The organism is Actinomadura sp. NPDC049382 (assembly GCF_040677125.1).
Lineage (GTDB): Bacteria > Actinomycetota > Actinomycetes > Streptosporangiales > Streptosporangiaceae > Spirillospora > Spirillospora geliboluensis.
In genome coordinates this window covers 20,571-40,172 of record NZ_JBFARO010000007.1, presented here as the reverse complement: position 1 = coordinate 40,172, position 19,602 = coordinate 20,571, and the positions used below count along the sequence as shown (strand labels likewise).

General features: G+C 71.2%; 19 protein-coding genes and 1 pseudogene. 5 read left to right on the top strand and 15 right to left on the bottom strand.

Annotated elements, in window-relative coordinates; translation table 11 throughout:
- Window positions 1–56: 56 nt before the first annotated feature.
- The 5 genes from AB0K34_RS07030 to AB0K34_RS07010 all read right to left on the bottom strand — a co-directional run bounded on the left by AB0K34_RS07030 (window position 57) and on the right by AB0K34_RS07010 (window position 4,998).
- Window positions 57–686, bottom strand: a complete 630-nt coding sequence (locus AB0K34_RS07030) for a PadR family transcriptional regulator (RefSeq protein ID WP_138632246.1) — start codon at window positions 684–686, stop codon at window positions 57–59.
- A 504-nt stretch (window positions 687–1,190) separates the two neighbouring features.
- A complete protein-coding gene (locus AB0K34_RS07025) occupies window positions 1,191–1,520 on the bottom strand; it encodes a hypothetical protein (RefSeq protein WP_301174098.1) in 330 nt (109 codons plus the stop codon).
- A 238-nt stretch (window positions 1,521–1,758) separates the two neighbouring features.
- Window positions 1,759–3,186: an aminomethyltransferase family protein gene (locus AB0K34_RS07020; protein WP_138632239.1), complete on the bottom strand. Its 1,428-nt coding sequence runs from the start codon at window positions 3,184–3,186 to the stop codon at window positions 1,759–1,761.
- Window positions 3,187–3,226: 40 nt separating this feature from the next.
- Window positions 3,227–4,123, bottom strand: a complete 897-nt coding sequence (purU, locus tag AB0K34_RS07015; protein ID WP_240807036.1) for a formyltetrahydrofolate deformylase — start codon at window positions 4,121–4,123, stop codon at window positions 3,227–3,229.
- The gene (locus AB0K34_RS07010) at window positions 4,120–4,998 is read right to left on the bottom strand and encodes a methylenetetrahydrofolate reductase (protein ID WP_205719033.1); all 879 of its coding nucleotides are present in this window, start codon (window positions 4,996–4,998) and stop codon (window positions 4,120–4,122) included. The genes purU and AB0K34_RS07010 overlap by 4 nt, the downstream gene beginning before the upstream one ends.
- Window positions 4,999–5,297: 299 nt before the next feature.
- Here AB0K34_RS07010 and AB0K34_RS07005 point away from each other — a divergent pair, with 299 nt between their 5' ends.
- Entirely contained in the window at window positions 5,298–6,089 is a 792-nt protein-coding gene (locus AB0K34_RS07005) for an IclR family transcriptional regulator (protein WP_171068777.1), read from the top strand.
- A 52-nt stretch (window positions 6,090–6,141) separates the two neighbouring features.
- On the opposite strand, the gene AB0K34_RS07000 is transcribed toward AB0K34_RS07005, so the two are convergent.
- The 5 genes from AB0K34_RS07000 to AB0K34_RS06980 are packed head-to-tail and all read right to left on the bottom strand — an operon-like array spanning window position 6,142 to window position 9,907.
- Window positions 6,142–7,038, bottom strand: a complete 897-nt coding sequence (locus AB0K34_RS07000) for a fumarylacetoacetate hydrolase family protein (RefSeq protein WP_138632233.1) — start codon at window positions 7,036–7,038, stop codon at window positions 6,142–6,144.
- A gap of 50 nt (window positions 7,039–7,088) precedes the next feature.
- Entirely contained in the window at window positions 7,089–8,165 is a 1,077-nt protein-coding gene (locus tag AB0K34_RS06995; RefSeq protein ID WP_138632230.1) for a mandelate racemase/muconate lactonizing enzyme family protein, read from the bottom strand.
- On the bottom strand, window positions 8,162–8,512 hold the full coding sequence (locus AB0K34_RS06990) for a Rieske (2Fe-2S) protein (RefSeq protein WP_171068776.1): 351 nt from the start codon (window positions 8,510–8,512) through the stop codon (window positions 8,162–8,164). The genes AB0K34_RS06995 and AB0K34_RS06990 overlap by 4 nt, the downstream gene beginning before the upstream one ends.
- Entirely contained in the window at window positions 8,509–9,234 is a 726-nt protein-coding gene (locus AB0K34_RS06985) for a dienelactone hydrolase family protein (protein ID WP_138632224.1), read from the bottom strand. Before AB0K34_RS06985 ends, AB0K34_RS06990 begins: the two co-directional genes overlap by 4 nt.
- Window positions 9,235–9,238: 4 nt before the next feature.
- Window positions 9,239–9,907: a cupin domain-containing protein gene (locus AB0K34_RS06980; RefSeq protein ID WP_138632221.1), complete on the bottom strand. Its 669-nt coding sequence runs from the start codon at window positions 9,905–9,907 to the stop codon at window positions 9,239–9,241.
- Window positions 9,908–10,098: 191 nt separating this feature from the next.
- Between AB0K34_RS06980 and AB0K34_RS06975 the strand changes: the two genes are divergently transcribed.
- The 3 genes from AB0K34_RS06975 (at window position 10,099) to AB0K34_RS06965 (ending at window position 13,186) form a co-directional block, all read left to right on the top strand.
- Window positions 10,099–10,716 carry a PadR family transcriptional regulator gene (locus AB0K34_RS06975; protein ID WP_138632219.1) on the top strand — a complete coding sequence of 206 codons (618 nt, stop codon included), beginning with the start codon at window positions 10,099–10,101 and terminating at the stop codon, window positions 10,714–10,716.
- Between the two features lie 170 nt (window positions 10,717–10,886).
- The gene (locus tag AB0K34_RS06970; RefSeq protein WP_171068775.1) at window positions 10,887–11,540 is read left to right on the top strand and encodes a TetR/AcrR family transcriptional regulator; all 654 of its coding nucleotides are present in this window, start codon (window positions 10,887–10,889) and stop codon (window positions 11,538–11,540) included.
- Window positions 11,537–13,186 carry an FAD-dependent monooxygenase gene (locus tag AB0K34_RS06965; RefSeq protein WP_171068774.1) on the top strand — a complete coding sequence of 550 codons (1,650 nt, stop codon included), beginning with the start codon at window positions 11,537–11,539 and terminating at the stop codon, window positions 13,184–13,186. Before AB0K34_RS06970 ends, AB0K34_RS06965 begins: the two co-directional genes overlap by 4 nt.
- A 55-nt stretch (window positions 13,187–13,241) precedes the next feature.
- Here AB0K34_RS06965 and AB0K34_RS06960 read toward each other — a convergent pair whose 3' ends face one another.
- The 5 genes from AB0K34_RS06960 to AB0K34_RS06940 all read right to left on the bottom strand — a co-directional run bounded on the left by AB0K34_RS06960 (window position 13,242) and on the right by AB0K34_RS06940 (window position 19,112).
- Entirely contained in the window at window positions 13,242–14,504 is a 1,263-nt protein-coding gene (locus tag AB0K34_RS06960; protein ID WP_138632213.1) for a RidA family protein, read from the bottom strand.
- Window positions 14,501–15,484 (bottom strand): fumarylacetoacetate hydrolase family protein, encoded by a 984-nt coding sequence (locus AB0K34_RS06955; protein WP_301174096.1) that lies wholly within the window; start codon window positions 15,482–15,484, stop codon window positions 14,501–14,503. Before AB0K34_RS06955 ends, AB0K34_RS06960 begins: the two co-directional genes overlap by 4 nt.
- 107 nt (window positions 15,485–15,591) lie before the next feature.
- Window positions 15,592–16,686: an enolase C-terminal domain-like protein gene (locus tag AB0K34_RS06950; protein ID WP_205719677.1), complete on the bottom strand. Its 1,095-nt coding sequence runs from the start codon at window positions 16,684–16,686 to the stop codon at window positions 15,592–15,594.
- A gap of 4 nt (window positions 16,687–16,690) precedes the next feature.
- The gene (locus tag AB0K34_RS06945) at window positions 16,691–17,617 is read right to left on the bottom strand and encodes a 2-dehydropantoate 2-reductase (protein ID WP_138641455.1); all 927 of its coding nucleotides are present in this window, start codon (window positions 17,615–17,617) and stop codon (window positions 16,691–16,693) included.
- Between the two features lie 151 nt (window positions 17,618–17,768).
- Window positions 17,769–19,112, bottom strand: coding sequence for an MFS transporter (locus AB0K34_RS06940; RefSeq protein WP_138641456.1), 1,344 nt, complete (start codon window positions 19,110–19,112; stop codon window positions 17,769–17,771).
- A gap of 153 nt (window positions 19,113–19,265) precedes the next feature.
- Between AB0K34_RS06940 and AB0K34_RS06935 the strand changes: the two are divergent.
- Window positions 19,266–19,565 (top strand): annotated as a pseudogene (locus AB0K34_RS06935) (RNHCP domain-containing protein); the annotation flags it as partial.
- Between the last annotated feature and the right edge of the window lie 37 nt (window positions 19,566–19,602).

Genomic DNA, 19,602 nt, shown 5'->3' with positions numbered 1-19,602 from the left:
GTCACCCGCGGCGTGCGGCCGGAGCTCGACGAGGCGCTCGGGCCGCGCGCCGTGGTTCAGTGCCCGGCCGGCTTGGCGAACTCCTCCCCGCGCAGCGGAACGCCCTTGGCCTGCAGCTCGTCCAGCACGGCCAGTCCCTCCTCCGCCCAAGCGATTTCGGCCCGGGCCTTGAGGACCTCGCCCCGAAAGGCGAGCTTGCGGAAGGCGATGATCGCCTCGTGCTCCTCCTCCGGACGCTGCCCCAACCGCCGGCGCAACAGCGACACACGGCGGGCGTCGATGTCGGCCAGTATCTGCTCCCACTCCCGCAGCGCCCGGGTGAAGTGGTGCAGGTGCGCCTCGAGCTGGCTGCGCGCCGCCTCGTACGTCGACTGCTCGAAATGCGCGACCTTCAAGCGGTAGGGGTCCCGATCGGACTGGTAAGGGATCGGCGCCTGCTCCCACCGCTGAAGCTCGGCCAGGCCCGCCTCATTGATCGAGTAGACCCGCTTCTCCGCCCGCTCGCCGCGCGGCACGACCTCGACCGTGACGAGCCCGTCGCGCTCCATCCGGCGCAACTCCGGATAGATCTGGCTGTGCGGCGCGCTCCACACGTACGCAACGCTCCCGTCGAAGTACTTGACCAGCTCGTACCCGGTCATGGGCTGGGCGGTCAGCGTGGCGAGAAGGGCGTGGCGCAGCGACATCGACGTCCCCGTTAGTGAAATGGACAGTTATCCATAACGGTATCAAGTTACTCATCGGCTCGGCCGTCGGCCGCCGGACGACATTTCGAGATCCCCTTTCATCTGACGTGGGCGCGGATCCCGCTGCCCTGGCGTAACGGCGAGCCGACGGCGTGAAGGCAGCCTCAGCCTCGGCCACGGTCCCACCTACGATTGCCACGCCACTCGGCTCCATGGGCAGCGCCCACAGTGCGAGCCGGCCCCGCGCGCCGACCGCGTCTGCGCGGTCAGCGCCGTCGTCTCTCTGATCGTCTCCTGAACCGGCCGAGCGGACGCGACCGCGCAGTGCACCGGTACCGGGGACGCCTTCGGGGAGCGGACCGGCGGCAGATCGGCCCGCGCATCTACGGGACCGAGGTGTTCCGGCGGCCGCGAGGGGCAGTGATCGTGACGTCCGACCAGGAGGAACAGATGAGCGGGCAGCCGCACGACCGGGTCGGCGCGGACCTGGGCATCCGCTCCGATCTACGCCGACGAGCCGGGAACCGAGGGCTGCGGAGCCGGTGCGGTGACCGGAGCGGTCACCGTGCTGCAGGACGCGACCGGGCGACTCCGGATCGAGCGGGGGCGGCACGACCGGACGAAGCAGGCGCGGCGGGCCAACTCCCGGCTGGCTCTGGTCGCCGAGATCACCACCGTGCTGTCGTCCACCCGGGACGCGAACGAGGTGCTGCGGCTGCTGGTCCGGCCGGCGGTGCCCGCGCTCGGTGACTGGGCGGCGGTCGCCCTGCTCCTGCCGGACGGACGCGTCGAACGGGTGGCCGCGACCCACCGCGAGTTCTCCCCCGCCGACATCGCTCACCTTGAAGGGCCGCTACCGCCGCCCAGCACGAACTCTTCCAGGCCATGGACGCCCACAACGTGCCTGACGACCGGCTCGTCGTGGAGGACATCGCGTGAGGTGAGCTCATCGGGCCGTCTGCCAGCAGCATTAGCCCCGGCCTGGGCGGAGCCCAACTCGTACCCCGAGATCCATCATCTCGACGCCACGAACTCGGACCGGGGATGGCGCCTGCGGCTACTTCCGCGAACGCTACGGCCTCCGAAGGCCGCCCACTGCGGCGCGCTGCACTTCGCGAACGTGCTTCGAGTACGGCACCGGCCCGACGGTCGCGCGGATCTGCACCTGCTCGTGCCGTTCGACGTGCGGCTTCCGGGAGCCGCCGTTCGGTTCGCCCCAGGTGAGGACGACCTCGGTACCGGGAACGGCGTGCTCCTCGTCCAGCATGGCCAGGGAAAGGGCCACACCCTCGTTGCCGTTGTATCCGCAGTGGCAGGAAAGGCCCGCCATGCGGCCGTCCTTTCCGCGGACCTCGTCGAAATGCGGGAACCCGTAGAACGCGGTCGGGAACTCGATCGACTTGTACCTGGGGCCCGACCCGAACTGGGAGCCCATCACGCGAAGGACGTCCTCCTTGTTCCAGGCGAGGGTCACCCTCCTGCGGTGCGGTCCGCCGGCCATGCTCTCCAGCGCCGGACGGCCGATGAAGTCGTGGTCGAACTTCAGGAAGCGGTCGTATCCCAGGTTCCAGGGCGTGACGTAGTAGTCCTCGATATCGGACGAGCAGAAGCTGCCGCCGAGCTGCGTGTTCCCCTCCCAGCTCTCCGCGGGGAGCCATTCCCTGAATCCGCGCAGCTCCTCGCCCGTGAAAATGCCGGGGAGCGGGTAGGCGATCCATCCGCTCTCGAAGATCGTGCTGAAGTACGAGCGGGTGCCGCCCTGGACCATCCCGTGTTTCTCCCCCGCGGCGAGGATGGCTGATCGGACGGTGCCGAGCTCGTCATAGGGGCCCGACAGTTCCACGCCCTGATGGCCGGCCATGCCGTGCCGCAACACCAGGACCTGGCTGCCGGAGATCGTCACCCGCGCGGTCCGGAAGAACGGGATCTCCGGCGTCGTCCCCTCCGTGACCTCGTCGAAGATCTTCCCCGCGTTCGGACCGTCCAGCTGGAAGCGGTAGCGGACCCGCCGTCCCTTCGGGTTGTAAGGGGTCGGCGCGTCGCGCTCGATGGAGACGTCGAATCCTCCCGTAACCGCCTGGTATTCGACCCAGTTCAGCACGCTCATTCCGCTGACGAGCTCGAAGTCGTTCTCGCCGAGGCAGTAGACGATGCAGTCCCCGATGATGTGCCCGCGGGGCGTGCACACGACGAGCTGCTTGGCCCGGTCGGGGGTGAAGTCCGCGAAGCTGTTGATGCCGACGCGTGTCAGGAGGCGCAGCGCGTCGGGGCCTTTGAGGAAAAGTTCGGGCATGTGGTGCGACTGATCGAACAGGATCGCGGTCTCCCGCCAGGCCCGCTGCTCGTCCCGCCAGTTGGTGAAGTCCGGAGGGATGAACGCGGCGGTCAGGCTGGTCCGCGCGCGGAAATGCGGGGCGATGGTCTCGTTGTAGAAGTAGTCGACCAGATCGGGGGTCTCGTCGACCAGGTCCTGGAGAGACTTTCCGTTTCCCGTTTCCATTCGAGCTCCTGTTCTCGATATCGCCGCCGGCGGCGGCCGGTCAGAAGACGATCGTCCGGTTCCCGTGCCGGATCACGCGGTCCTGGAGATGCCACAGCACGGCCCGGGCCAGCACCTGGCGCTCGATGTCCGCGCCGCGCCTGGTCAGTTCGGCGACCGTGTCGGCGTGCGAGACGCGGATCACGTCCTGCTCGATGATCGGGCCCTCGTCGAGGTCCTCGGTGACGTAGTGCGCGGTCGCGCCGACGAGCTTGACGCCGCGCTCCTTGGCCTTCTGGTAAGGGCCGGCGCCGATGAACGCCGGGAGGAAGGAATGGTGGATGTTGATGATCGGCACCCCGACCTCGTTGATGAACGACCCGGTCAGGATCTGCATGTACCGGGCGAGGACGATCAGGTCGACATTGCCGGCGACCAGCTTGACGATCTCCATCTCGGCGGCCGACTTGTCCCGCCCTCGGGCCGGCACGTGGAAGAACGGGATGCCGAAGAAGCGCACGTCGTCGGCGACGTCGGAATGGTTGGAGATCACCATCGGGACGGTCATCGGCAGTTCGCCGCGCCGCTGCCGCCACAGCAGGTCGAGCAGGCAGTGGTCCGATTTCGAGGCGAGGACGGCGACCCGCGGCGGGACGGAGAGGTCTCGAAGCCGCCAGTGGAGCCCGAGCTCCTCGCCGACAATGGCGGCGAGGTCCTTCTCCAGCGCCGGAATGGTCGCGGCGAGGTCCGCGACATGTACGACGGTCCGCTGGAAGAACGCGCCGCCCTCCGGGTTGTCGCTGTGCTGGTCCAGCGCGACGATGTTCGCGCCGTGGCGGGCGAGCACTCCGGCCAGGGCGGCGACGATTCCGGGTTTGTCGTCGCCGTACACCATGAGGCTCGCGCGGTCCCGCGCAAGCAGGTTCGGGTCGGTGTCCATTCTCTGAACAGGGCTCATTGCGTCACCATCGATTCGTCGTCCCGCACCCATTCGGCCGTCACGCGGATGCCGCCGAAGGTGTAGAAATGCAGTGAGACATCTCCGTGCCGGACGGGGTCGATCTGTTCTTGTAGCCTTTTGATGAAGCGGCCGGGCCCAGCGGTGCCCAGCAGGTTCGTCAACGAGAACCCGTATTTCTGGACGATCCCCGCCGACGACTGCACGCCGAACCGGCGCGCGTACCGCAGGAGTCGCTTCACGCCGGCGGGTCCCGGCACGCCGATTCGGACGGGCGCGTCGACGCCGCGGTACCGGAGTTCGTCCAGCCAGGCCACGACGGGCGCCGGGTCGAACCCGAACTGCGTGATCACGGTCGCGCCGAGCGACTGCCGGTAAAGGGCGGCGTGCTTCTCCTCCAGCGCGCACCATAGGGTGGGCGTGTCGATGTGCGGGTGCCCCTCCGGGTAGCCGGCGACGCTGACGTGCCGGACACCGGACCGCGCCAGCGCGCCCGACCTGATGACCGCCAGCGCGTCCGCGTACGGACCCGCGGGCCGGGCGGGGTCACCGCCGACGACACAGATCTCCTCGGCCGCCCCCACTTCGGCGAGCGCGGAGAGGTACTCCGCCAGCTCCGACTCCGAGCGCAGGCGCCGGGCCGAGATGTGCGGAACGGGACGCAGTCCGCGCTCACGCACGGCCCGCGCCGCCGACACCCGCGTCGCGAGGTCCTCACCGGCGAGGAATGTCACGTTGACCCGTGTCCCCGGCGGAATGAGCCCGGCCGCGTCCACCAATGCCCCGGCGTCCTTGCCCGTCATTTCCAGCGAGAAGCCGTCCGCCAAAGCCGTCCGGCGTCCGCTTCTCTCGGGTTCGATGCTGTCGAGCTCCACCGTCCACAACCTCCTGAAAGCGGCTCGGCTCGACGTTAGGACGGCACGGTTTCCCCGAGCGCGAGATTCGGTATCGCAGAATCACCGCCCGCCGCCCGCATTGGGCACCTACTTTTGTCATGGGCCGGCTCTTTTCGCGGCGCCTGGCCGGTGCGCGGCGCCAGCCGCGACCGTGCTCGTGACCAGCGACGACGTTGACCGTGTCGCCGGTGGCGCGGTAGTTTCCAGGTAATCTCGTGACAGATTCGGTCGAGGGGCCGGCCGCTCGTAGGAGGATCGGGATGTCCTCTTCGGAGAGAATGCCTCCGGCATACCCCACGAACGCACTCGACCGCGGCCTCCGGCTCATCCAGCTCGTCCGCGACGAGGGCCGCATCCGGGTGACGGACGCCGCGGAGGAGCTGGGCGTGGCGGCGTCCAGCGCGCACCGGCTGCTCCAGACCCTGGTGTACCGCGACTACCTCGTCCAGGACGAGACCCATGCCTACGTCCCCGGGCCGGCCATGTCGGCCGGGGCGGCGGGCATCGCGTGGAGCCGCGGCCTCCGCCGGACCGCGGCGCCCCACATGAGCCGCCTCGGCGAGTTGGTGGGGAACTCGACGAACCTCGCGATCCGGGTCAGGAGCGAGGTCCGCGTGCTGGCAAGCGCCACCGTGCCCGGCAGCACCTACGACTGGCGCGGGTCGGTCCTGCCCGCCCACCGGACCGCCAGCGGCAAGGCGATGCTGTCGCTGCTGGCTGACCCCGACCTGGAGAGGATGTACCTCGCCGAGGGCGTGAACACCGCGGTCTCGGTCGCGGAGTTCGACCGGCTCATGGACGGGATCGGCTGGGTCAGGCGCACCGGCTGGTCGATCTCCAAGGGCGAGTGCGAGCGGACCATCACCGCGATCGGCATCCCGATCCGGAGCCGGTCGGGCGCGCCGCTCGGCGCGATGACCATCACCACGCATGGCCCCTCGAGCCTGGTGGGGCCGGGACTCGACCGGACCGTCCGGTACATGCGGCAGGCGTGCGCCCGGATCGAGGCGGAGATCGAAGGGGACCCGGAGGCGCCCGCGCCCGGGGAAGCCATCGCCTCCACGGCATGACAGCGGCGGGCGGGGCCCGGTTCGGTCCGGCCCCGCCCGCCGTGAAACGCGATCAGGAGCCGGAGGATCCGGTCTTGCGGACGGGCAGGCTCATGGCCCCGAGGCCGCTGATCGCGACGTCGATGACGTCGCCCGCCGCGATCGGCCCCACCCCGGGCGGCGCGCCCGTCATGATCACGTCGCCCGGCTCCAGCCGCATCAGCCGGGACGCGTGCGCGATGATGCGCGCCACCGGCGTGATCATGTCGGCGGTGCTGACCTTCTGCCGCACCACCGTGCCGATGCGCAGTTCGATGTCGAACGCGTCCGGAGCGCCGGCCTCCTCCGCCGTCGTCAGCCACGGCCCGAGCGGGGTGAACGTCTCGTAACTCTTGCGGCGGGACCGGTCGCCGGTGCCGCGCTCGGTCAAGTCGAGGCCGATGAGGTAGCCGAGCACGTGGGACAGCGCCGTCTCCTCCGGGATGTCCTTGCCGCCTGGGCCGATCACGAGGGACAGCTCGCTCTCGTGGTGGATCTCGCGGCCGGCGGCCAGCGGCGCCTCGGGCAGCAGCACCGGGTCGTCCGGGCCGCTGATCGAGCTCGGCGCCTTGAGGAAGACGTCGAAGTCGAGCAGCCACGCGCCCGTCCCGCTGGTCTCGCGCGGCATGACGGACTCGCGCATCTCGGCGATGTGCGCGGTGTAGTTGGACGCGCACGCGACGATCTTGCCGGGGTTGAGAACCGGGGCGCGGAGCCGCACCTCGTGGAGCGGCCGCGCCGTTCCGCCGCGCGCCGCGGCGGCCAGGCGCGGCCCGATCTGCGCGAAGTCGCGGCACAGCCGGACCCACCAGCCCGCCCCGAACGGCTCACCGGAATGGGGCTCCGGGAGCGCGTCCGTGACGTCGGTGATCGAGGCGTGGTCGGTGCCGACGGCGCCGAGCCGCCAGTCGTCGAAGATCGCAAGCCGCATGGTCTCGCTCCGTTCAGGCGGGCCGGGCCATCCGGGCACCGGCCGGCGGGTCAGGCGGACGTGTACCGGTCGAGGGCGTCCTGGTCCCAGACCAGGCCGTGCCCCGGCCGGTCCGGCGGGACGGCGACGCCGCCGGACACGGTGAGAGTCTCGGCCAGCAGGTCGTCCAGCAGCGGGAAGTGCTCGATGTACGTCGCCGACTTGGCCACCGCCGCCAGCTGGATGTGAAGCTCCGGCAGGAAGTGCGGCGTGACCGGGACGCTCGCCGCCTCGGCGAGGGTCGCGATCCGCAGCCACTCGCTCACCCCGCCGGTGAGCGGCGCGTCCGGCATGAGGATCGCGGCGGCTCCCCGGTCGAGGTACCGCTTGAACTCGAACCGCCCCTGCAGGTGCTCTCCCACGGCGATCGGCACCGGGGACCGTGCGGCGAGCAGCGCGTGGCCGTCGACGTCGTCGGACGGCAGCGGCTCCTCCAGCCAGGCCACGTCGAGCTCGTCCAGCCGGTGGGCGAGCCGCTGCGCGTCGGCGAGGTCGAGACGCTCGTTGCAGTCGACCATGAGCCGGACGTCCGGGCCGACCGCGTCCCGCACCGCCGCGACGCGCCGCACGTCCCGCTCGATGCCGAGGGCGCCGGCCCGCAGCTTGACCGCGCGGTACCCCTCCTCGACGTAAGCGAGCGCGCCCGCGACGAGTTCGTCGTCGCTCATCTGGTGGGTGGCGCGGCCGCTCCCGTACACCGGGACGCTGTCGCGCTGCGCGCCGAGCAGCCGGAAGAGGGGCAGCCCGGCCGCTTGGGCGCGCAGGTCCCAGACGGCGATGTCCAAGGCGGACAGCGCGGGCAGCGCGACACCGCGCCCGACCCGGTGGGTGGCCGCCCACAGCTCGTGCCAGACGCGGTCCCAGTCCAGCGGGTCGAGGCCGGTGAGGCGCGGGCCGAACGTCGTGTCGACGATCGCCCGGGCCCCCTCCGCCCCTCCGGTCAGCGCGTAGGTGAAACCGGTGCCCGTCCGGCCGTCGACGTCGCGGACGGTCACGTGGAGCACCTGCAGGCTGGTGGCCCCCGACCCGCCCCGCGCCGCGCCGAGGGGGACGATGACCAGCCTGGTGGCAACGTTGTCTATCTTCATTGGCCCTGTTCCGATGCGGGCAGGGCGAGGTACAGCCAGCCATCCCTGACGTCGGTGGGGTACACCGCCACCGACTGGCCCCGGCGGTCCGTCCGGGCCCCGGTCGCGAGGTCGTACCGCCAGGCGTGCAGCGGGCAGACGACCTCGCCGCCGTCGACCTCTCCCTCGTTGAGCTCGCCGGCCATGTGCAGGCAGTGACCGGCGAGGGCGTGATAGCCGTCCTCGGTGTGGAAGACGGCTATCCGCTCGCCACCGATGTCGACGGCGACCGCCTCGCCGCGGGGCAACGCGTCGGCGGGAGCGAGCCGCACCCACTCCGCGGCCCGCGCCCTGTCGGTCGCGGTCACGCGCCTTCTCCCAGGTAGTACCTGAGGTACTCGTGCGTGCGAGCCCACGCCGCGGTCGCCGCGACGGGACGGTAGACCTCCGGCCGGAAGTCCTCATGGAAGGCGTGCCCGGCGCCCGGGTAGGTGTAGATCTCGGCCGGCCTGCCGCGCAGCCGGTCGGCGAGTTCGCGGGCGTCGGCGACTGGCACGAGGTGGTCGGTCTCGCCGAAGTGGCCGAGGAACGGGCAGCCGACCTTCTCGGCGGCGTCGATCGGGGACACCGGCTTGTTGTCGCTGAGCTTGCCGTACCTGAGCATGCCGTAGAACGTCACGGCGCAGCTCAGGCCGGGGACGCGGGACGCGGCGAGCAACGCGTACGTGCCGCCGATGCAGAATCCGAGCGCGCCGACGCGTGTGACGCCGGGCTGCTCCTTCAGCCACGCCACGGCATCCGCCATGTCGCCCATCACGGTCTCGTCGGCCAGCGCGCCGACCGCCGTCATGATCTTCTCGGGGCTGCTCAAGTCCGGGGCCTGGCCGCCTTCGCGGGCGTAGTAGTCGAGCACCGCGACGGCGTACCCCGCGTCGGCCAGCCGGCCGGCCTGACGCAGGACGTAATCGTTCACGCCGGCGATGGCCGTGGTCAGCAGGACCGCGGGCCGCTCCCCGCCGTCTGCGCCGACCACGACTCCGCCTGCTCCGTCGGCGTTGAACCGGACCTCGGTGAACCGCTCGTGCCGCATCGGGTCAGCCCTCGCCGCCCATGTCGCGGGTGACGCTCCAGGACGGGCTGGTGCCCGTCACCATGTGCCGGATGTTCTCCTGGCCGAGCGGTTCCTCCCAGAAGAGAGTCCGGCTCACGGCCATCATGGGCATGTCCTGGACGACGTACATCAGCGTGTCCTCGTCCCCCTCGGCGTAGTGCGCGTGGTACGCCCACGACGGGCAGGCGAGGGTGTCGCCCTTCTCCCAGTGGAACTTCGTCCATGTGGACCCGGCCTCCTGGACTGCGGTGTATCCGCTGCCCTGCAGGATGTGGTAGATCGCGACGGAGTTGTGCCGGTGCGGGGGCACCTCCTCACCCGGGTGGACGAGCTGCCAGCCGATGAAGATGAACGGGGACGCGCCGACGAGCTCGCCGGTGTCGCCGTTGACCGTCGTGCAGAAGCGCCGCTCCGCCTCCCGCAGCGGCTCCTCGGCAAGCCGGTCGAGCGTCGCCTTCACGTCGGAGAACTTCCAGAACGCGGGCCGGGTGTCCTGCTTGCGGACGACCTTGAAGTAGTCGTCGGCGTCCAGCACCTTCGCCGTCTCGTTGCTCTCCCGGACCGAGCGCATCTTCGGCAGAAGCTCGCGGTACTCCTCGATGCTGATCGCCCGGCCGGACTTCTCGTCCGCGCCATTGCCCTGTGCGGCCATCGTCTCACCTCGTAGATCGACCTGATTCACTCACTGCTTAGGTAAGTGCTTAGCTAAATAAGGCCACGCGGGTCCCCCGCCTGTCAAGACCGCGGGACGAGCGGACGGGACGGGTCGCGGCCGGGCCGGGGATGGGACGCCGGCGAGGTATGCTCGCCCGGTAAACACGCGGTGACCACGCAAGGGGATCGGTGTCACTACGCCACGCTGCTCTCGCCCTCCTGGCCGCTCAGCCGATGACCGGCTACGAACTCGTCCGGTACTTCGACGACACGGTCGGCCTGATGTGGGCCGCGTCGGACAGCCAGATCTACCCTGAACTGCGGCGGATGGAGGCCGACGGGCTGATCCGCGCGGAGACGATCCCGCGCGGCGAGCGGGCCGAGAAGCGCCTCTACAAGATCACCCCGCGCGGCCGGGCACGGCTGCGCGCCTGGACCGGGGAATCGCTGCCCTACCCGCCGGAGCGCGACGTTCACCGGCTCCAGATCACCTACGGCGAGTTCACCAGCCTCGAGAACGTCCGCAAGCACCTGAACGAGCACCTCGACCACTACACCTGGCGGCGGAACCAGTGGGTGAAGCTGCTGGAGACCATCCGGTCGGAGCAGTTCCCGCTGATGCGCGCACGGCTCGACAAGAGCCGTCCCGAACTGCGCCGCCGCATCATCGCGTTCAAGGCGCTCGCGCTCGAAGGCCAGGTCGCCCACGCCGACGCCGAGATCGCGTGGGCCCGCCGCGGCCTCCAGTTGATCGACGACCTCGACCGCACCGAGGCCGCCGGCACCGGGCCCCGCGACGACTCCTGACCCGGCACCGCCTCAACCGACACCGCCTGACTGACGCCTCGAACAGAGTTCGACGGCGCGTGCGGCGCTGCGCTCGACCTTCCCCGAACGCCAGACTTTGATCACCGTTCGGAGCCGCGGCGGCACACCGGGCATTGACAAATTCAGCAGCCGCTTATTTTATGAACCGCATGAGCGCGGAGGGCAGGCGGCGGCGGGGGCGGCCGCGCAAGGGCGAGGAGCAGGACACGCGGCGGCTGCTGCTCGACGCGGCGCTGGACCTGTTCGCCCGGCAGGGGTACGCGACCACGACCGTGCGGCAGATCGCCAACCTCGCCGGGGTCCACGACAGCGCGATCTACTTCCATTTCGAGAACAAGGACGCCATGTACGCGGCCTTGTTCGACGAGATGGGCCCGCCCTCCCTCGAGGCGCTCTGCCCGGACCTGGACGCGATCGCGGCCACGCCCCCCGACGAGGCCATCCGCGCGCTGGTCGAGCGGCTCCTGCGGGTGTGGCTCAGCCCACGCGGACGGCGCTACGCCGGCGTCATCCTCCGGGACGGCGCCGGCCGGCAGGGCGCCCGCGGGCTGGCCGAGGCCATCGAGGCGGCGCGGCACCGGCTGGCCGGCCCGTTCAAGGCGTGGCAGGCCGCCGGCCTGATGCGCGCCGACCAGCCCGCCGGGCAACTGGTGTGGGAGCTCATGGCCCCCCTCGACGTCATCTGGTTCCTACGCCTGCGTCCCGACGCGTCCGACGAAGAACTCGCGGCCGCCGAACGCCAGGTCGAGGCACACCTGGACTACTTCCTCGCCTGTACCACCATCAAGGAGGAGCGCCCGTGACCGTTCACGACACTCAGGTACTGGTGGTGGGGGCAGGGCCCACCGGATTGACCGCCGCGCTCGAACTGCGCCGGCAGGGCGTCGACTGCATCCTGATCGACCAGCGGACCGAGCCGGCGCGGTACTCGCGGGCTCTCGTCCTGCAGGCGCGGTCCATGGAGCTGCTCGACATGCATGGGCTCACCGAAGGGATGGTACGCGACGGGTACCTGGCCCCGGGGTTCAACTTCGGCGCGGACGACCGCACACCGATCATCGTGGAGATGTACCACACCGGCAGCGGCTTCCCATTCATGCTGACCCTGTCGCAGGAGGAGATGGAGCGAGTCCTCACCGCGCACCTCGAACGGACGGGCGGCGGAATCCGCCGCGGGCTCAAGCTCGTGCGCGCCGAGCAGCGGCCCGACGCGGTGATCGCCGAGGTGACCGACGCCTTCGGCGCGCACAGTACGCTGAGCGCCCGGTATCTGATCGACTGCAGCGGGACGCACAGCGTCCTCAGCGGCGAGTACGGGACGACCGAGCGGAGCAAGCTGTTCGGCGGATCCGCGCTCATCGCGGACGTGCTGGTCGAGGGCGACCTGCCGCGCGGGTTCGTCAGCCTGCACACCAACAAGCGCGGCGGCCTGGCGCTGCTGCCGTTCCAAAACGAGTACGTCCGGGTCATCGCCTTCGACATGGGCAAGATGGACGTCCCCCACACGACGCCCCTCGACCTGGCGGACGTCCAGGAGACGGTGGACGCGATCGTCCCCTACCCGCTCCGACTCAGCGACCCGCAGTGGATCACCAGGTTCCACTCGCAGCACCGGCTGCTGGAGACGTACCGCGCGCAGCGGATCTTCTTCGCCGGCGACGCGGCGCACATCTTCATCCCGGTGGCCGCCCAGGGCATGAACACCGGCATCCAGGACGCCTTCAACATCGCCTGGAAGCTGGCGTACGTGTGCCAGGGCCGGGCGCCGGAGTCGCTTCTCGACAGCTACCACGACGAGCGCCACCCCGTCGGCGCGCAGACCCGCAGGATCTCGGACAGGCTCTTCCGGATCTTCATCAGCCAGGCGCGGTCGGCGGCGTACCGGAAGGTCAGCAGCCGAGTACTGTCCACGATCTTCTCCAGGAGGCACGTGCAGAACCGGATGAGCGGCCGCGTCACCCAGACCGGGGTGAACTACCGGCACGCGGCACTGTCGAAGACGCAGCGCTTCGGCGGCGTGCGCAAGGCGGCCCTCAACGCCGGGGACCGGGTCCCCGACCTCGACCTCGCCGACGCGGGCGGGCCCGGCGTCCGCCTCTACAACCTCATGCGCGCACCCGGCTACACGCTGGTCGGCTACGCGTCGTCCTACACCGCCAAGGCGAAGAGGGTCGCGATGGTCGCCGAGCTGACCGCGCTGAAGCACCGCTACGCCGGAGTGCTGCGGTGCCTGATGGTTCTCGGCGAGGGGCTGCCGGAAACGGGCGACGTCCCGACGCTCCTGGACGCGAGGCGCGAGCTGCTCCACAAACTCGGCGCGAGGCCGGGCGACCTCTTCCTGATCCGGCCCGACGGCTACCTCGCCTTCCGCACCAACGCCCCGGACGACCTGGACGGCCTTCTCGCCCCCTGGCTTACCCCCGCGCCCGTCGAGGCACCGACCGCCTGACGGCGATAAGCCGCCGGCGCTCGCGGCCGGCCCCGTGGGCCGCGAGCGCCGGCTCTCAGGGCGCGTAGATCCAGAAGTCGCCGATCAGGGCGGCGCCGGGCGCCGGGAGCGGTCCGGGGACCTGGAGGCACCAGAACGGGTGCGGCTCGTCCCCGTACCGCGCGGCCCAGGCGGCGGTGACTCCGGGGAAGTCGCGCACGTCGGTCACGAAGTACTGAGCGCGGACGGCGTTCGCCATGGACGTGCCCGCCGCCGCGCACAGCGCGTCGGCATGGTCGTAGATCGCGGCGGCCTGGACGTGACCCGCGTGCGCGAGGCCGTCCAGGGCCTGCGACGTTCCCGCGCCGGCGACGGCACCATCCGCCGCCACCCCGAGCAGCCCCGAGGGGAAGAGGAAGTCGCCCGCCCGCACGCACGGGCCGAAGGCGGCGCCGCGCGGCAGCCCGGCGTCGACGACCGCCTTGCGCCGCGCCGTCCCGTCCCGCAGCGCGACGAGGTTGATCTCGACGCGCCCTCCGGCGATCCGGAACCCGGCGGCCGGGACGACGGTGAGGGCGCACGGGACGCCACCGAGGTGCTCGGACCACACCTCCAGGAACTCCGGCAGATCATCGGCGTCGCCGAGGTAGACCTGCGCCTTGACGGCCGCGTCCCACGACGACCCGGCCGCGTCGAGGACCGGGGTGAGCTTGTGGACGATGAGGTGCTCCGTCTGCCGCCGGATCGGGCTCGCGCCCCAGCGCATCCCCGCGGGGACCGCGGCGCGCGGGTCGAGCGACTCACCGCCAGCGCTCGCCATCTGGCCGGACACGAAGACGAAGTCCCCGCACGCCACCGCCGGGGCGACGCCCTGCCAGCCGCCGGCCTCGGACCCGGGCGGGCGGACGGCCTCGGCATCGTGCCCGGCGTCGGGGCGGACGGCGATCAGCCCCGCGGACACCGAACTCGTCGCGGCGAAGCAGCGGTCCACGATGACCGACGTACTGGCCGGGATGTGGTCGCCGCAGACGTGCCGCCGGGCCCGGTGGTAGGGGTTGACCGCTTCCGGGCTCGCATAGAACTGGTCGACGCGCACGCCCCGCGACCAGTCGGTGCCGAGGTCGCCGAGCAGCCGCCGCATCTCCGCGAGGACGAACTCGCCCTCCCGCCGGAGCCGCGACTCCCCGAGCCCGGGCGTGCTCCCGTCCATCGCACCGGTGGACGGGTCGACGGCCTCTAGTCCCGTGACGAACACCCACCGCCCTGCGGCGACGGCGGGGGCGTAGCGGACGCCCGTCCCGGCGAGGTCCGGCACGACGGTCTTCACGACGCCGGTCATGCGCCCTCCCCGCCGCGCCCGCCCGCCGCGACGACGGGGTTGCTCAGCTCGCCTATCCCCTCGATCCCGACGGTCACGACGTCGCCCGGCCGCAGGAAGACCTGCGGGTCGCGGGCGTAGCCGGCACCCGCGGGGGTGCCCGTCGTGATCATGTCGCCGGGGCGGAGCCGGTACCACTGCGAGCAGTAGGACACGAGCCGCGCGACACTGAAGATCATTTCGCCGGTGCTCGCCGACTGCATGACCGTCCCGTTCACCGTGGTGGTGAGCCGGAGGTCGTGTGGGTCGGCGATCTCGTCCGCCGTGGCGATCACCGGCCCGCAGGGCAGGAACGTCGGGAAGAGCTTGCCGTTGATCGCGCGTCCCCAGCCCGCCACGACGTCGACCCTGCCCTCGGCGCCGTAGAAGTCCGCGGCCCAGTCGCGCGCGGATACGTCGTTCGCTGCCGTGTACCCGGCGACGAACGCCATCGCCTCGTCCTCCGGGACGTCGTGGCAGGTGCGCCCGATCACCACGGTCAACTCGCCCTCCCAGTCGACCATGTCGGGGAACCGGCGGGGCAGCACAATCGGTCGGCCGTGCCCGGTGAGGGTTTCCAGAACCTTGACGAACACGTACGGGAACCGGGGCGCGGGCACGTTCCGCATCTCCTGAAGGTGCGTCCGGTAGTTCATGCCGGTCGACAGCACCAGCGCGGGATCCGGAATGACGGCCCGGAGCGGAGTCTCCCCGTACGGGGTGACCGTGCCCTTCTCCCGCAGGCGGGCGAGTTCGGCGTCATCGGACTCGACGGAGTCCACGATCTTCCGGAGCAGGCCGAGCGCCTCGTCGCCGCCCTCCAGGATGCCGCGCACCGAGGGCGGGACCCACCGGGCGTTCGAGCCGGACGCCGGCAGCGCGACGAGGTCGAGCACCTCGCCGGTGCCGAGGAGCACCCCGGCGTGGCCGGCCGCGCCCGCGTCGATGGTCAGCAGTTTCATCTCTTCTCCTGTCAGTGCGGCCTTCTGTCGATGCGGCCTTCTGTCGATGCGGCCTTCTGTCGATGCGGCCTTCTGTCGATGCGGCCTTCTGTCGATGCGGCCATCTGTCAATGCCGGTCGCAGCGGTGGAACGCCACGCGGTCCGGGTCCCACTCCAGCCCGATCCCGGGACGTCGCGGCACGACCGCCTCGCCGTCCCGGATCTCCAGGGGGTGCCGCAGCAGGGGGGCCGCCCAGTCCACGTACTCCAGCCAGTGGGCGGTGGGGCTCGCCGCCAGCAGGTGAACGCTGATCTCCGGGAACAGGTGCGAGGAAATCGGCGTGCCGCGCGCCTCGGCGAGCACCGCCGCGCGCAGCCAGCCGCTGACCCCGCCGATCCGTGCGACGTCCGGCATGACGAGGTCGCACGCGCCCCGGTCGACCGCCTCGGCCAGCTCCTCGGGACGGTTGAAGTTCTCCCCGATCTGGACCGGGACGTCGAGCGCGTCCGCCACCCGGGAGTTCCCGGCGAGATCGTCGTGTCGGACGGGCTCCTCCAGCCACGCGATGCCTTCGTCCTGCAGCGCTCGGCCACGGCAGAGCGCGTCCTCGACGGTGAGCACCTGGTTGTAGTCGACCAGCAGCTCCGCGCCGGGCACGCGGTCCCGGACCGCGCGCAGCACCGCCAAGTCCTCGGCCGGCGACGGGTGGCCGAGCCGGACCTTCAGCGCGCGGAAGCCGCCGTCCAGTAGTTCGGCGGCCTCGTCGGCCGCGGCCCGCGGCGCCATCAGGCCCAGCCCGCCGGAGTTGTACGCGGGCACCGACGCCCGGGCGCCGCCGAACAGTTCCGCGAGCGGCCGGTCCGCGCCGACGGCGAGCGCATCCCACATGGCGATGTCGATCGCGGACAGCGCCATGCGGACGACGCCCGTCACCCCCACGAGCGTCGCGCGGCGGGCCAGCTCGCCCGCCGCCTGTCCCGGGGTGACCAGACGCCCGGCGACGGATCCGGCGGCGTCGTGGAGCACGATCTCGATCGCGCGCATCGCCGCAGCGGAGTAGCAGAACAGGTACGCCCGCCCGTCGACGCCCTCCCGCGTCCTGAGGGTGCACAGGAGCAGTGGGGCCGAGCGGACCGTCGCGACACTCGTGCCGAGGGGGAACCGCATGGGGGCCTCGACGGGGACCGTCTCGACCGACTCGATGGTCAGTGCCCGCTCCACCCCGTCACCCCTCGGCCCGGCCGTCGGCGTGCAGAGCGAGGATGTCGGCGACGGCGCGGTTCAGCGGCGTGGCGACCCCCGCCTTCCGGCCGAGCTCGGCGACGCCGCCGGACAACCACCGCACTTCGAGGGGACGTCCCCGGTCGAGGTCGTGGAACAGCGACGAGGTCATGTCGTAGGCGACCTCGTCGACGAGCTTCAGGCACTCCCCCGCGTAGTCCTCGGGGAGGGCGACACCGGACGCCCGCCCGACCATGACGACCTCCCGCATGAGATCGAGCAGGAACGCCCTGGTCTGCGGGTTCTCCCGCACCGGCCCGATGGGCAGCCGGGTGGTCGCGGTCGTCGCCGACAGGCCGGTGAGGAACACGAACTTCTGCCAGATCTCCCGCCTGATGTCCGTGCTGACCTCGGCGTTGATCCCGCCCGCCGCGCACGCCTCGTGGAACGCCGCGACCCTGGCCGACGTCCGCCCGTCGAACTCGCCGAAGACCAGCCGCTGCAACGAGCCGGTCTGCGCGATCACCCCCGGCCGCGCGATGTGCGTGGCGACGTAGCCGACCCCGCCGATCACGCGCTCCGCGCCGAACGCGGCCATGAGGTAGCCGTCCTTGAGGACCCCGTTCTGGAACGACACGACCGTGGTGTCCGGCCCGACGAGCGGCCGGATCTGCTCCAGCGCCTCCTCGACACCCCACAACTTGACGCACAGCATCACCAGGTCGGTCGCGCCGACCTCCGCGGGGTCGTCGGTGGCGCGCACGTCCTGGATGTGGACGGGATGCGCGCCGCCCTCGACCCGCAGGCCGTCCCGCCGCATCGCGGCCAGATGCGCGCCGCGGGCGACGAACGTCACGTTCGCCCCGCCACGGGCCAGCAGCGCGCCGAAGAACCCGCCCACTCCCCCGGCGCCGACGATCGCGATCCTCATCGCACCACTCCCGGACGGCGCGCCCGCGGGTCCGGACGCCGCCGCGGGGGCGCCGCCGTTGGAAACGGTCATGGTCCTGCCTTTCGTCGTTGCGGCGGCCGGTCCGGCACGCCCGCGTCGGGCGCGCCGGACCGGCCGATGACTGCAAGGGTCATTTCTTTCTCAGCGGCGAGCGATAGGTCTCGGCGATCAGGTAGACGGCGACGAACGAGACCAGCGCGGCGGCGATGAGGTAGAACGCGGGGGCGATCCGGTCGCCGGTCGCGGACACCAGCCAGGTCGAGATGAACGGGGCGGACCCGCCGAATATCGCGGCCGAGACGCCGAGGCTCACGCCGATTCCCGTATAGCGGACGCGGGTCGGGAACATCTCCGTGTAGAGGGCCGTCCCGGCGCCGAACCCGAACGAGGCGAGCACGGCGAAGACCAGCTGCGCGGCCACCAGAGTGGGGAAGGTGCCCGCCGAGACGAACAGGAACAGCGGGTACGTCGCGAGCACCAGCGAGCCGTTGAAGAACAGCAGCAGAGGACGTCTGCCGAGCCGGTCCGACAGGATGCCCACCAACGGGATGAGGCAGACGACCAGGCCGAGCGCGATGGAGTTCGACAGCAGCGCCCGCGACATGGGCACGCCCAGCTCGGTGTTGGCGTAGGACGGCATGTAGACGAACAGCGTGTAGTTCGTCACCGACGTCGAGACGAAGAACCCGACGGCCTTGAGCAAGGTCCGCCAATGGGTGCGGAAGATGGTCAGCAGCGGCGCGCCGTCCACCTCCCCTTCGTCCGCCAGCTCGCGGAAGGCCGGCGTGTCGTCCAGGTTCAGCCGCAGGTAGAGCCCGATGACGGCCATCAGCCCGCCGAGCAGGAACGGAAGCCGCCAGCCCCAGGCCTGCAGGGCGTCCTCGGAAAGGGCGGTCGACAGCAGGACGCCGGAGCCCGACCCGGCGAGCAGGCCGAGGACGATCGTGAACTGCTGCCAGCTCGTGTACAGCCCCCGTTTCCCGGGCGGAGCCGACTCCGCGAGGTAGGACGACGAGCCGCCGGCCTCTCCGCCCGCAGAGAAGCCCTGCGTGAGCCGTGCCGCCACCAGCAGCACCGGCGCCCACAGGCCGATCGTCGCGAAGGACGGCAGCAGGCCGATCGCCAGGGACGCGAAGCCCATCATGAGCACCGAGACCGCGAGCGCCGTCCGCCGCCCGAGCCGGTCACCGAAGTGCCCGAACACGAACGCGCCGAGCGGCCGGGCCGCGAACGTGAGCCCGAAGGCGGCGAACGACGCCATCAGCGACGCCGTCTCGTTCTCCGAAGGGAAGAACGCCCCGGCGATGACGGTCGCGAAGAAGCCGTAGACCGAGTAGTCGAACCATTCGACGAAGTTCCCGAAGCTGCTCGCGACGACGGCGCGCCGCGACACGGGATGCCGTTCGACCGGGTCGGCGGCCTGGGCGCCGGCGCGCTTGGAGCGGCTGGGCTCCCGCGGTGTCGTGACTGACATGACCACTCCTTTCCCCCGAGTTATCGATGTGGACTAGGAAAGGTGACGCTGAATACGAGGGCCATATGAAGTGTCTGCGCCGTGTTCCGCGGACCGCGCTCATCGCGGCTCCGGGGGCCTCGGTCGGGACGATGCTAGGAACGCGATGGTGGCCTGACCACGAGATTCGGTATCACAGAATCCCGGCCGAGCGGCATTCCGGGGCGGCCTGCGGCCTGCCGGCCGGCAGCGGGTGCCGGGCGGCAGGCCGGCCGTGAACCGTCGGCCCGGCCGTGCCCGAGCCGCCTGTACCCGCGGCACGTCCTCGACCGCGAGGGCGGGCCTTCGCAGTGCGGGACGCACATGGTGCCGATCTCCATCGCGGGGCCGCGCAACGGCGACTGGATGGCCGTCCGCCGCTGCGCGCGATGCGGCGGGCTCGCGTCCAGCCCCGTCCGCGGTGACGACAGCCAGCTCATCCTGATGCGGATGGCCGTGCGCCCGGCGGCGC